12 protein-coding genes are annotated in these 12,970 nt (G+C 63.6%); 5 read left to right on the top strand and 7 right to left on the bottom strand.

Going from position 1 to position 12,970, the window contains the following annotated elements; genetic code table 11:
* Nucleotides 1-29: 29 nt before the first annotated feature.
* The gene (locus B0G80_RS32875) at nucleotides 30-398 is read right to left on the bottom strand and encodes a hypothetical protein (RefSeq protein WP_116122021.1); all 369 of its coding nucleotides are present in this window, start codon (nucleotides 396-398) and stop codon (nucleotides 30-32) included.
* 331 nt (nucleotides 399-729) lie between these two features.
* On the opposite strand from B0G80_RS32875, the gene B0G80_RS32870 reads away from it, so the two are divergent.
* Nucleotides 730-1,368 carry a 2-hydroxychromene-2-carboxylate isomerase gene (locus B0G80_RS32870; protein WP_116122020.1) on the top strand — a complete coding sequence of 213 codons (639 nt, stop codon included), beginning with the start codon at nucleotides 730-732 and terminating at the stop codon, nucleotides 1,366-1,368.
* Nucleotides 1,369-1,406: 38 nt separating this feature from the next.
* Here B0G80_RS32870 and B0G80_RS32865 read toward each other — a convergent pair whose 3' ends face one another.
* Nucleotides 1,407-1,664, bottom strand: coding sequence for a DUF2866 domain-containing protein (locus B0G80_RS32865; protein WP_106282460.1), 258 nt, complete (start codon nucleotides 1,662-1,664; stop codon nucleotides 1,407-1,409).
* A gap of 273 nt (nucleotides 1,665-1,937) precedes the next feature.
* Between B0G80_RS32865 and B0G80_RS32860 the strand changes: the two genes are divergently transcribed.
* Entirely contained in the window at nucleotides 1,938-3,053 is a 1,116-nt protein-coding gene (locus B0G80_RS32860) for a diguanylate cyclase (protein WP_116122019.1), read from the top strand.
* Nucleotides 3,054-3,121: 68 nt separating this feature from the next.
* Here the strand turns inward: B0G80_RS32860 and B0G80_RS32855 are convergent, their stop codons facing one another.
* From B0G80_RS32855 to B0G80_RS32845, 3 genes are all read right to left on the bottom strand, one after another.
* A complete protein-coding gene (locus tag B0G80_RS32855) occupies nucleotides 3,122-4,855 on the bottom strand; it encodes a penicillin-binding protein 2 (RefSeq protein ID WP_116122018.1) in 1,734 nt (577 codons plus the stop codon).
* Nucleotides 4,856-4,922: 67 nt separating this feature from the next.
* Nucleotides 4,923-5,417: a trimeric intracellular cation channel family protein gene (locus tag B0G80_RS32850; RefSeq protein WP_116122017.1), complete on the bottom strand. Its 495-nt coding sequence runs from the start codon at nucleotides 5,415-5,417 to the stop codon at nucleotides 4,923-4,925.
* A gap of 161 nt (nucleotides 5,418-5,578) precedes the next feature.
* A complete protein-coding gene (locus tag B0G80_RS32845; protein ID WP_116122016.1) occupies nucleotides 5,579-7,120 on the bottom strand; it encodes a methyl-accepting chemotaxis protein in 1,542 nt (513 codons plus the stop codon).
* A 602-nt stretch (nucleotides 7,121-7,722) separates the two neighbouring features.
* Between B0G80_RS32845 and aepX the strand changes: the two genes are divergently transcribed.
* The 3 genes from aepX to B0G80_RS32830 are packed head-to-tail and all read left to right on the top strand — an operon-like array spanning nucleotide 7,723 to nucleotide 11,727.
* A complete protein-coding gene (gene aepX / locus B0G80_RS32840) occupies nucleotides 7,723-9,456 on the top strand; it encodes a phosphoenolpyruvate mutase (protein ID WP_116122015.1) in 1,734 nt (577 codons plus the stop codon).
* Nucleotides 9,453-10,616 carry a phosphonopyruvate decarboxylase gene (gene aepY / locus B0G80_RS32835; protein ID WP_116122014.1) on the top strand — a complete coding sequence of 388 codons (1,164 nt, stop codon included), beginning with the start codon at nucleotides 9,453-9,455 and terminating at the stop codon, nucleotides 10,614-10,616. Before aepX ends, aepY begins: the two co-directional genes overlap by 4 nt.
* Nucleotides 10,617-10,659: 43 nt before the next feature.
* Nucleotides 10,660-11,727, top strand: coding sequence for a 2-aminoethylphosphonate aminotransferase (locus B0G80_RS32830; RefSeq protein ID WP_116122013.1), 1,068 nt, complete (start codon nucleotides 10,660-10,662; stop codon nucleotides 11,725-11,727).
* Nucleotides 11,728-11,760: 33 nt separating this feature from the next.
* Here the strand turns inward: B0G80_RS32830 and B0G80_RS46150 are convergent, their stop codons facing one another.
* A complete protein-coding gene (locus tag B0G80_RS46150; protein ID WP_165924003.1) occupies nucleotides 11,761-11,901 on the bottom strand; it encodes a hypothetical protein in 141 nt (46 codons plus the stop codon).
* Between the two features lie 112 nt (nucleotides 11,902-12,013).
* Nucleotides 12,014-12,718: a PIG-L deacetylase family protein gene (locus B0G80_RS32825; RefSeq protein WP_106282452.1), complete on the bottom strand. Its 705-nt coding sequence runs from the start codon at nucleotides 12,716-12,718 to the stop codon at nucleotides 12,014-12,016.
* Nucleotides 12,719-12,970: the final 252 nt, after the last annotated feature.

Raw genomic sequence — 12,970 nt, 5'->3', positions numbered from 1 at the left:
ACCGCTGCGGCAGCGAGGTCGCGTTTGCGCTAGATATTGCGGCGCTGTCGCCTGAGGCGGCCTTCGCGCGCGTAGTCCATCTGGCCTTCGGTGCGAACCGCAAGCCTTTCCTGTTCGGCGCGGCTCATTTGCCGCGTGTCGTCGATCTCGCCGACCCGGAGCACTTCCTGGGCGATCCTGATACGCAGTGTCATCAACGGTTCGCCACGCTCGACCAGCGTGCGGTCCGCGGCACGCGCCTGCTGGACGCCGCCGTCGATCAGATTGCGCAATTCCAGCAGCGTGAGCCGCTGCCGCTGGATTTCGAGGATGAGCCGCTGGACGGCCTGCTCGTCGCGCGTGCGCCACCAGGCGCGCAGCTCGGCGAGCGTGGGAGGTTCAAAGGGTGGAAGGCGCATTGCTCAGACGAAAAGTACTGTATATATGTACAGTATATCCCGTCTTTTTACGGAAACGCGTAGCGTGCGTGCCTAGGTAGCGCGCGTACCTAGGTTTCCCGTTGCCGCGCCAGAGGGTGCGAATCGCTCAGGACAGCGCGAGCATGATTGACGTGGAAACCACGATGATGAAAAGACACGCGGCGGTGAGAATGTCGTAGGGATACTTCATCATGTTATGAGCATCTGACGTAGCGGTGTGAAGGGCCATCATAGGGACACGCGCTCTGTCCGACTGTTAAGCTTTGCAAGACATAAGCGCGGTCCGGTTACGAATGACTGGAGGGCAAAGATGAACGAATCAGCAACGCGCGTGCCCACGCAAGTACCGGAAATCGATTTCTGGTTCGACTTCGGCAGCAACTACAGCTACCTCAGCGTCATGCGCATTGAAGCGGAGGCCGCTGCGCGAGGCGTGCGGATTCACTGGCGTCCGTTCCTGTTGGGGCCGGTGTTTCGCGATCTCGGTTTCGACAATTCGCCGTTCGTCCTTCAGAAGGAAAAGGGTGCGTATGTGTGGAAGGACATGGAACGGCAATGCCGCAAATACGGCATCGCCCTGAAGCGTCCCTCCACGTTTCCGCGCGCCGCCCTTCTTGCGATGCGCGTGGCGCTGCTCGGCGCGCAGCGCGAATGGATCGCCGCCTATTGCCGCAAGATCATGCAACTGAACTTCGCGCATGACCGCGATATCGGTTCGACGGAAGTGGTGAGCGAAGCGCTCGATGAACTGGGTTTGCCGGCGGCGGAGATCATCGCCGAAGCGCAAAGCGACGCGAACAAACTACGCTTGCGTGAACAAACCGCGGCGGCCGCGGCTCGTGGCATTTTTGGCGCGCCGACGTTTTTTGTCGGCGATGAAATGTTCTGGGGCAACGACCGGCTGGAGGATGCATTGGACCACTGCACATCGATCGCCGCGCGCGGCTAGAGCGCCGAATGCGCGGCGCGTGATCGGCGCGCTGCTGGTTATTCGTTGCCGTCCTGGCAAAAACGGCGGCCCGGCACGTGCGAGACAACAGCTTGAGCGATCTCGAGCGGCGTGCTCTCGGCGGGCACCACGCGGTGGCTTGATTCGGGCGTGTGCTTCATGGTCCATTCGACGAGCCGGTATGAGCGACCCCAAGGATGCTGCAGCGGGTCCGAGACCTTGCATGAGTGAATCTGGCTGACCCAGTCGTTGCCGGGCATGGCGCGCAGATGCTCGAATACCGTGTCTTCAACCATGGTCTGACTCCTTCTTCGCGGGCCTGCAGCCCATCTTCTGGCGCGTCGTCGACACCCCGGGGAAAAAGCGCCGCCGGTGCTCTGGCGGCTTCAACAGGGGATGTTGTGCCTCATGGTTGCAGCAAAGAATTAAGCCAGACTTAAGAAGGCGAAAAGCGGACCGCGTAAAAGCGTAGTCGCGCGATCGGACCCTCAAGACCCGGCGAGATCCGCCGTTATTACAGCGATTGGGGTCGCCAACCCCGCTTCGCCTTCGGGGCCGCCCCAGATAACGTGACGAACCTTGCCCAAACGCCGCTTTCCGAGCGCCTTCGTTCGCTCGTCGATACCGTGCAGCACAACGAGCGCACGTTGCGGCGCTTCCAGAACGTCGAGCTACGTTTAATCGGCGCTCAGGACTTCGCATCGTTTCTCGACACGCTGTTCACTCAATTGCCGCGGGAATTTTCGCTGACGGGCGTGACGCTCTGGCTCGACGACCGCGCGCCAATGCTGCGCGAGCTGCTCGAGCCGGCCGCCTTGCGCGCACTCGATCAGTCGAAGCTGCTGGTCTCGCGCGAAGGCGGCCTTGCCGCGCAAGGTTTGTGCGAAGCGGGCCGGCCGTGGCTCGGCAAGCTGCACGGCATGGGCGATTCGGCGCGGCGTGCATTCTTCGGCGACGGCGCGGTCCCCGCGAGCGCAATCGTTTTGCCGCTTGCCGTGGGCGATGCCGCGAGCGGCTATCTCTGTCTCGGCAGCGACGACCCGGCGCGTTTCGCCGAAGGCATGGCCACCGACATTCTGGAGCGCTTCGCGAGCATCGTGACAGCGAGCCTCGACAACGTCGCGCATCGCGAGCGGCTCAAGCAACTGGGCATGACCGATTCATTGACGGGCCTCGCCAATCGCCGCTATTTCGACGAGCGGATGCGCGAGGAGATCATGCGCGCCTGTCGCTACGGCGTGCCGGTGGCGTGTCTGTTCATCGATATCGACAGCTTCAAGCGCATTAACGACACCTACGGCCATAAGACCGGCGACCGCGCACTGGCGGCGGTGGCGGCTTGTGTGCGGCAACAGGTGCGTCTCGGCGACACCGTGGCGCGTTATGGCGGCGAAGAATTCGCCGCGCTGCTGCAAGGCGACCGGGCCGACGCGCTTACCGTCGCCGAGCGTGTGCGGCTGGCGGTCGAACGGCTGGCTTTGCAGGACGATCATGGCGAGCGCATCGTCCTGACGGTGTCGATCGGTGTGGCGGCGCGCACGATCAGCGGCACGCCGAGCGAGGCGGCCAAACTGGGCGGCGCGATGATAGAAGATGCCGATCGCGCGATGTATCAGGCCAAACGCAACGGCCGCAATCGCATCGAGGCGCTGGCAGCAGCGGGCGATGCGCAGATGGCACGTTGATCTGAGGCGCTGACGCTCGCGCCTCGCGTCGCCTCGCTCGCTCCCCGCATGCCGCCCGAAGCTCTCGTTCAAGTACCCGGCGCGTCCGGCGGCACACCCAGCAACTGCAGCGCTCCGCTCGTCACGCCGCTGAACACCGGGCCGGCCACCGTCCCGCCATAAAACGCCTTGCCCGCCGGATCGTCGATCATCACCGCAACGATCAGCCGCGGGTCGCTCATCGGCGCCATGCCGACGAACAGCGCGCGGTAGCGATTTTTCGCGTAAGTCGCGCCGACCTGTTTGCGTGCCGTGCCGGTCTTGCCGCCGATCCGGTAGCCCTCCACGGTCGCCGCGCGGCCTGTGCCACCCACACCGGTTGCCATTTCCAGCATCGAGCGGATGGCACGCGCGGTGGCCGGCGTCGTGACCGCGTGGCGCTTGTCGTCGGATGGCGCGGCCGCGCCCGCTCCGTTGCGCAACAGACTTACGCGATGCATGGTGCCGTCGCCGGCATAGGCCGTGTACACCTGCGCCATCTGCAATAGCGAGGTGGACAGCCCGTAGCCATACGCCATGGTCGCCTGTTCGATCGGACGCCAGCGTTTGTATGGACGCACCTTGCCGGATGCCACGCCCGGAAACGTCAGTTCCGGGCGCAAACCGAGCCCATATTCCTGATACTTGGTCCAGATCTTTTCGGCCGGCAGATTCAACGCGAGCTTGGCGAGCGCGATGTTGCTCGACTTCTGCACGGCTTCGGCGACGGTCATCACGCCATGATTCGAGGTGTCGTGGATCACGGCCGGCCCAATCTTGTACCATCCGGGCGCGGTATCGATCACACTCTGCGGCCGCACCTTGCCCTCATCGATCGAGAGCGCGACGACCACCGGTTTGATCGTTGAGCCCGGCTCGAAGGTATCGACCACCGCGCGGTTACGTAACTGGCGGCCGGTCAGGCGGGCGCGGTCGTTCGGATCGAAGCTCGGGTAGTTGGCGAGCGCGAGGATCTCGCCGTTGCGCGCGTCGAGCACCACTACGCTACCGGCTTCGGCGTGATGTTTGGCGATCGCTTCCTTGAGTTGCGCATAAGCGAGCTGCTGGATCCGTCGGTCGATCGTCAGGTGGATGGTATCGCCGTTCTGCGCGGGCACGAGCGGCCGCGTTTCGGACACCACGCGCCCCAGCCGGTCGCGGATCACTTCGCGCTGGCCGGGCACACCGAGCAGTTGTTCGTTGGCGGCGAGTTCGACGCCTTCCTGGCCGTTGTCCTCGATATCCGTGAAGCCGACCACGTGCGCCGCCGATTCGCCTTCAGGATAAAAGCGCTTCGAATCGGCGATCTGCGTGATGCCCGCCAGGCCCAATTTCGACAGATGTCCGGCGGTCTCGGCATCCACCTGACGCTTGAGCAGCACGAAGGTCTTGTCGCCGTTCAGACGCCGGCGCAGCTCCGCGAGCGGCAGATCGAGCAGCTTCGAGAGCGGCGCGACAGCCGCTTCGTCGATCAGCTTGGGCGAAGCCCAAATCTCGTAGGTTGCGAGGCTGACGGCGAGCATCGAGCCGTTGCGATCGACGATCCGCCCGCGCGTCGCGTCGAGTTCGATGGTGCGCTGATAGCGCTTTTGCCCTTGATCGACGTAGAAGTCCTGGTTCACCACCTGCACCCAGAACGCGCGTCCCGCGAGCGAGGCGAACGCGCCGAACACCAGCAGGACGATGAATTTCGAACGCCACCTTGGCAGGCGCGCGGCCAGCAAGGGGTGCTTCGCGACGGGCGTATAGGGATCGTGCGACTGCGATTTCTTCTTCTGGATCATTGGATGCGCATAACGAACAGCTCGATTAACTTGTGCCGCCCGAATCGGCGGCGGTGAATGCCTTGAGTTACAAGCGGAAACGCGCGGCCAGCATGCGCATCGCGAAACCGCTTACTAGCAGCACGAGCGACACCGGTTCCGGCGCGACGCGGCAGGCTTGCAAAGCGACATACACGACGCCGGCGCTGGGCGATGCTCGCGTACAACTCCTGACGCAAAACACCAGCGGCATCTGGTTGCACAGCACGTCGCACAACATGCCGCAGCACACGCCGATGATCGCGCTGGCCAGCACGACAATGGCGGGGCTTGCGGCCTGCGCGGCGGCCACGTCGCAGCCGATCGCGTCGACCGTGACGAAGAGCCTTTGCCAGTTGCGCAGCCACCTCGCGCACGCCGCGGCTATCGACGCCGCTCCGATTGTAATGAGAACGTAATCTGGATGCGAGATCCACGCAAGAGGATAGTGACCGAGCCGAACGTCGCGCACCGTGCCGCCGCCGAGCGCGGTGACATTGCCGACAAGGCGCAAACCGACGCAGACCGGGGCGCGCGCGGCCATAAAAAAACCGCGCGGACTTGAAAAATCCGCGCGGCTGTTTCGTTCGATTAATGCGTCGACTCCGACGCGGCGTGTTAAAGAGGCGCTCCCTGCCTGTTGAGCGCCTTCTTTTTTTGCTGCTTCTGCTGTTCCGCTGCTCGTGTGGGGCGGTGTAAAAACGCTCAGGCCGGCAGCGCGAAGCTCGAAATCGCTTCGCGCAGCACACCCACCTGATCCTTCAACGAATGCGCCGCGGCGGCGGCCTCTTCGACCAGCGCCGCGTTCTGCTGCGTGACCTGATCCATTTCGCCGACCGCGCGATTGACCTGCTCGATGCCCGCGCTCTGTTCGCGCGAGGCGTTGCTGATCTCCTCGAGAATCTCGTTCACGCGGCGTACCGACTGCACGATCTCGCCCATCGTCGAGCCGGCGTTGGCGACCAGCGACGCGCCGGATTCCACGGTAGTTGTCGACGTTTCGATCAACGCCTTGATTTCCTTCGCCGCCGTGGCCGAACGTTGCGCGAGGCTGCGCACTTCGGCGGCGACCACCGCGAAGCCGCGTCCCTGTTCGCCCGCGCGCGCCGCTTCGACGGCGGCGTTGAGCGCCAGGATGTTGGTCTGGAAAGCGATGCCGTCGATCACGCCGATGATGTCGCCGATCTGCCGTGAGCTGGTGGTGATCTCGCCCATAGTGCGCACCACGTCGTCCACCACGCGGCTGCCGCGCGTGGCGACGTCCGCGGCCTGACCGGCGAGATGCGCGGCCTGCAGTGCGCTGTCCGCGTTCTGCTTCACGTTGACTGTCATCTGGTCCATGCTCGACGCCGTCTCGACGAGCGCGGCGGCCTGTTCTTCCGTGCGCTGCGACAGGTCCGTGTTGCCGGCGGCGATTTCGGTCGCGCCGATATTGATGTTTTCCGTGCCGAGACGCACGCGCGACACCGTTTCGACCAGACCGGCTTGCATCGCCTGAAGCGCATGCAGCAGGCTGCCGGTGTTGTCCGACTGAACCGGCACGCGCGTGGCCAGATCGCCGCGCGCCATCAACTGCGCGTGTTCGACGGCCACTTCGAGGTCGCCGCCGAGCATACGGCGAATACTGCGCAGCACCAGCAACATGACGGCGGTGGCGATCGCGCCGAGCGCGACGGTAATGACGAGCCAGCGCAGCAGATTGGCGTAGAACGCGCGTTGCACGTCGTCCATGTACATGCCGGTGACGATATACCAGTCCCACGGCGCGAAGTGACGCGAGAAGCTGGTCTTGGCCACGGGTTTTTCGCTGCCCGGCTTGGCCCACAGGTAGTCGACGAAGCCGCCGCCGTCGTGATTGCCCGCATTGACGATATCGACGAACAGATGGTTGCCCGCCGGATCGGTGAATTGCGTCAGGTCCTTGCCGACCATCTGCGGCTTGAACGGATGCATCAGCATGACGGGCTGCGAATTGTTGACGGAGATGTAGCCGTCCGTGCCGTAACGCATCGCCTTGAGGGAATCGAGCGCCTGCTTTCTGGCTTCCTCGTCCGTGATGGTGTGCTGCTGCGCGAGCGTGTAGTAGCGCTCGACGATGTGGTCGGCCTGGTCGATCAGCGATTTCAACTGATCGCGGCGGTCGGAGATCATGGAGGCACGGTTTTGCCATGCGCCGAAGCCGCCGATCAGGATCAGGCCGATCCAGAGGACGGCGATCATCGAGGTCAGTTTTTTGTTCAGGGTCATAGCGGTTTCTGCTTTCGAACGGTGGTCGGTCAGGGATTGGATTCGCTTGCGGCGAGTGGCTTGTCGCTGACTGTGTTTACGGCGCGGCGACAGAAGCGGCGCAGGGCAGGGGAAACCCGCTGTCAGGTATTTTATTCGTCTGACTAAAAGGACTTTATCGTCGTGCGGGCGGCTTTATGCTGCATTCAGCACTTGCTGATTTATTCGATGCCGTTCAATCGGGATTCCGCACTATTGCGGGTGAGAAAATGTCAGTGTTGGCGAATCGATAATAAGAGTTAAAACCTTCCGTAAATAAAATACGGGTACTAAAACCTCGGTATCGCCACAACCGCGTGATGACAAAAACGAATGGACGCGCCGTCCGTCGAAGCGTGGTCGTGCGGTTGCGGCAGAATTCCACAAAACGCCAATAAAATCCAAGCGACTTCTCGCAATTGCGGATTGCAAAAAACGACACATTTTTCCACTTATCCGCAAATGAAGAAAACCGCTGTCACGGAAAAGACGAATAAATAAAAATTCCGCTATAGTCGCCGTTTTCCAGACGCCAGCCGGGCAATAGAAGAGCATTGATAAGCCCGCCACCAGGAGTACATAAAATGAACGCCCGCGAACCCGCTTTCGTGTCTGTTTCCCGTAGCGCGCGCCTGCGCCAGATGCTCGTCAGCAACGAACTCGAATTCATGATGGAGGCCCATAACGGCCTGTCCGCCCGCATTGTTCGCGAAGCCGGCTTCAAGGCCATCTGGGGTTCGGGCCTCGCGATCTCCGCGCAATACGGCGTGCGCGACAACAACGAAGCAAGCTGGACGCAAGTGGTCGACACGCTCGAATTCATGGCGGACGCCAGCGATCTGCCGATCCTGCTCGACGGCGATACCGGCTACGGCAACTTCAACAACGTGCGCCGCCTGGTGCGCAAACTCGAACAGCGCGGCATTGCCGGCGTGTGTATCGAAGACAAGCAATTCCCCAAGACCAACAGCTTCATCAACGGCGAAGCGCAGCCGCTCGCCGATATGGATGAGTTCTGCGGGAAGATCAAAGCCGGTAAAGACTCGCAGTCCGATGAGAATTTTTCGATCGTCGCGCGGGTTGAAGCGTTGATCGCCGGCTGGGGTATGGACGAAGCGCTGCGTCGCGCGGAAGCGTATCGCCAGGCCGGCGCGGACGCGATCCTGATTCACAGCAAGCTGTCGCGTCCCGACGAAATTCTCGAATTCGCGCGCGAATGGGCCGGCCGCGGCCCGCTCGTGATCGTGCCGACCAAGTACTACAGCACGCCCACCGAAGTGTTCCGCGAAGCCGGCATCAGCACGGTGATCTGGGCGAACCATTTGATCCGCGCGGCGACGTCGGCCATGCAGGCCGTCGCCAAGGAAATCCATTCGAGCGAAACGCTCGTCAATGTGGAAGACAGCATTGCCGCCGTCAACGAAATCTTCCGCCTGCAAGACGCCGACGAATACTCGGAAGCCGAGGATCGCTACCTGTCGAGCGGCCGTGCCGCCGGTTCCGCGGTCGTGCTCGCGGCGAGCCGCGGCAAGGGTCTCGAAGCGGTGACCGAAGACCGTCCGAAGGTGATGCTGCCGATCGCCGGCAAGCCGCTGTTGCGCTGGCTCGTCGATGCGTTCAAGAAGCAGGGCGTGAACGACATTACCGTGGTCGGCGGTTATCGCGCCGATGCGATCGACACGGCGGGCATCAAGCTCGTCGTCAATGAACAGCACGCGCAAACCGGCGAACTCGCGTCGCTCGCGTGTGCGGTCGATAAACTCGCGGGCGACACGGTGGTCTCGTACGGCGATCTGCTGTTCCGCAGCTATATCCTGCGTGATCTCGTGGAGAGCGAAGCGGCGTTCAGCGTGGTGGTCGATTCGTCATTGACCGACGCCGAAAATGCCAGTGTGCGCGATTTCGCGTGGTGTTCGGCCGCCGACGATCGCGGTTTGTTCGGCAACAAGGTCGTGCTGCGTCATGTGTCGAGCGGGCAGGATGCATCCTCGGCGATCGCGTCGCAAACACCGCATGGCCGCTGGGTCGGTCTGCTGAATGTGCGCGGTGAAGGCCGTGAGCGTCTGCAGGCGGTGATGAGCCAGTTGCAGGCGCGCGCGGATTTCGCGTCGCTCGACATGCCGGCGTTGCTTAACGCGCTGATCGAAGCGGGCGAATCGATCGAAGTGCAATACGTGCACGGCCACTGGCGCGGCGTGAACGACCTCGAAGACTTCCGCCGTGCTGGCGATTTCGCGCACGCGCAGGCGCCGTTCGCGGCCGCGGTTGGCGCAGCCGGCAAAGATGCGACGGACGCAGCCAGCGGAGCCGCGCAATGATCGAGGCAGCACAGTTCGTCGAGGCGGCGCGCGAGCGCGGCTTCGACTGGTACGCGGGCGTGCCGTGCTCCTATCTGACGCCGTTCATCAACTACGTGTTGCAGAACGAATCGTTGCATTACGTGTCGGCGGCCAATGAAGGCGACGCCGTCGCGTTGATTGCGGGCGTCACGCTTGGCGCGCAAAACGGCCGGCGCGGCATCACCATGATGCAGAACTCCGGGCTCGGCAACGCCGTGAGCCCGTTGACCTCGCTCACGTGGACCTTCCGTCTGCCGCAATTGCTGATCGTGACGTGGCGCGGCCAGCCCGGTGTCGCCGACGAACCGCAGCACGCGCTGATGGGTCCGGTTACACCCGCGATGCTCGAGACGATGGAGATTCCCTGGGAAACCTTCCCGACCGAAGCCGACGCAATCGGCCCGGCGCTCGATCGCGCCATCGCGCATATGGATGAAACCGGCCGCCCGTACGCGCTCGTGATGCAGAAGGGCAGCGTGGCGCCGTACGAATTGAAGGACAGCGGTGTGAGCGAGCGCCGCGTGCCTGTCACGCCGCAATCGCGGTTCGCGAATGTGGCGGCGAGCGAACTGGCTTCGCGTCACGACGCGCTGAACAAGGTGATCGCGCACACGCCGCTCGAATCGACGGTGGTGCTCGCGTCGACCGGCTTTTGCGGGCGCGAGCTCTATGCGATCGACGACCGTGCGAACCAGTTGTACATGGTCGGCTCAATGGGTTGCGTGACGCCGTTCGCACTGGGTCTTGCGTTGTCGCGTCCCGACCTGCACGTGGTCGCGCTCGACGGCGACGGCGCCGCGCTGATGCGAATGGGCGCGTTCGCCACCATCGGCGCGTACGGCCCGTCGAATCTCACGCACGTGCTGCTCGATAACGGCGCGCACGATTCGACCGGCGGCCAGGCGACGGTCTCGCCGCAAGTTTCGTTTGCGGGCGTGGCGGCGGCGTGCGGCTATGCGTCGGCGGTCGAAAGCGACGACGTGAATGTGCTCGACGACCTGTTCGAAGCCGCGCCGCTCGACGGCCCGCGCTTCGCGCGTCTGGCCATTCGCCGCGGCACACCCGATGGGCTGCCGCGTCCCACCATCACGCCGCCCGATGTGAAGACGCGTCTGATGCGCCACATCGGCGCGGCTTGAAGTCAACCTCGAGTCAAACTCGATTCAACGTCAGGGAACGCTCATGCTGCTGCTTAATCCCGGCCCGGTGACGCTCACCGAACGCGTTCGCAACAGCCTGTTGCAGACGGATCTGTGCCATCGCGAAAGCGAATTTTTCGATTTGCAGGAAGAGGCCCGCACGCGCCTCGTCGATCTCTACGGTCTCGACGCGAGCGAATGGCAGGCGGTGCTGATGACCGGCTCCGGCACGGCGGCCGTCGAAAGCATGACTGCCGCGCTGGTGCCGCAGAACGGCAAACTGCTCGTGGTGGAAAACGGCGTGTATGGCGAGCGTATTTCGCAGATCGCGACGCAATACGGCATCGCGCACGAATCGCTGAAGCACGACTGGATGCAGGCGCCCGATCTCGCCAGGATCGCCGAACGCCTCGATGCGGACAAGGCGTTCACGCACGTCGCCGTGATCCATCATGAAACCACCACGGGCCGTCTGAACGATCTGGCCGCGCTCAGCGCATTGTGCCGCGAACGGGGGCTGCGTCTACTGGTGGACGGCGTGAGCAGCTTCGGCGCGGAGACGATCGATTTCGCCGACGCCAGTCTCGACGCGGTGGCCGCCACGGCGAACAAATGTCTGCATGGTGTGCCGGGCGCGTCGTTTGTGCTGGTGCGCCGCGCGGCGCTCGCGCAGGCGGCGAGCCGCACGTATTACCTGGATCTCGGCCGTCTCGCGAAGTTGCAGGATCAGCGCAATACGCCGTTCACGCCCTCGGTGCATGCGTACTACGCATTGGTTGAAGCGCTGCGCGAACTCGCCGACGAAGGCGGCTGGCGCGCGCGACACGCGCGCTATGCGGCGCTGGCTGAACAGGCGCGGGCGGGCCTTGCCGAGCGCGGCATCGGCAGCGTGTTGCCGCCGGAAGAGTCGTCGGTGGTGCTGCGCGCCTACCGTTTGCCGCAAGGCATCGCGTATCCGCACCTGCACGACGCGCTGAAGGCGCGCGGCTTCGTCATCTATGCAGGGCAAGGCGGCTTGTCGGCCGAACTGTTCCGCATCTCGACGATGGGCAACATTCACACCGCCGACATCGACCGTCTGTTGCAAGGCTTTACCGAACTGATGCGCTGATTCGCGCTTCCGGTGGCTGGCCGCGCAACGCGGTCACACCGGGTCTTTGTCGGGCGGCCCATCGGGCCGCTGCGGCTCCTCTGTGTGATGGCCGGGCGACGGCGGCACCAGCGGATCGGCTTCCGGGTCGCGGTTCGGATCGGCGTTGGGGTCGGGAATCGGACTGGTATGCATGTCGTAGCTCATGGCAGCACCTTTGAGTGGAGAAGAAGCCGATGCGGCGACGGCGTCGAACTCTCGCCGGCCGTTCTCTTCAAGCGTAGGCCTTTCCGGCGCGCCGCGTCCGCTACTTTTTCACGCGACGACCCACGCTGAGCTGCCAGTAGCGCTCGGTCGCGAAGATGTCGTCGTAATTGCCTGCGCCAAACGCGCGCAACTGGCTCTCATAAGCATAGACCGCCTCGCGTTTGAGTTGCGCGCGGCGCTGCGCATCGATGGTGTGGCCGGCGCTCGGACTGGCGGGCGTCGCGACGATGCCGCGCTGCGCGAGATCCGCGAGCCGCGCCTGCACCACGCCGGGCGTGCGCCGGTGAATCGCTTCCTCGTAGCCGAACCACGTGAGATGCGACAGGCGCGGCAGGATTTCACAGCAGGCTTCGAACACTCGCACGTGATCGTCGTGATACAGGCCGAGCGGCATCAGCAAGGTGTTGGCGGTGGTGCGGTAGATGGTTTCTTCGAGCGCCGCCGCCATTTTGCTGATCGACGGCGAGTCCGAATACTGGCTGTCGCGAAATGGCATGCGCAGCGGAATCGCGTCGAGCACTTCGAGTGCGCGGTTGTCTTCCAGCGTGCGTTCGTGGATGGCCTGATGGGCGTCCGTGAAGCCTGACTTTTCATCCCATTCGGTGTGCATCGGCTGCTCGGGCGGCGCGGCGAATACCGTGCAGACCGCGGCGTCGGGATGGGCGGCGAGCAATGCGCCGCAACTGAAGACGGCGTCGTCGAAATGGGGCGAGACAATGAAAAGGCGCGGGCTGGTTTCGCTCATGGGGCGTGTGATGGGTTCGCGACGCGCGGGCCGGGGACGAAACGGGTAGAGGCTCGAGTGTCGCGCCAGTGCTTGGGAAATTGCGGCGTCACATCAGCTTAGGCGGAATCGTGGCGGCTTGCGCGGCGGGTTTGTGATGTGCAAGCCGCGTGCCTGAGGGCTCGACGGGTGGTGGGTGAATCCCGGAACGTCCCTTTTGGCTACGCGTGTGCCGCCATCCGCACGACTTTCAGTTCCTGTTAATCGCTCACA

It is taken from the genome of Paraburkholderia sp. BL6669N2, from assembly GCF_003387275.1.
Classification (GTDB): domain Bacteria; phylum Pseudomonadota; class Gammaproteobacteria; order Burkholderiales; family Burkholderiaceae; genus Paraburkholderia.
The sequence above is the reverse complement of the archived record's forward strand: the minus strand, read 5'-3'. Positions and strand labels throughout refer to the sequence as shown.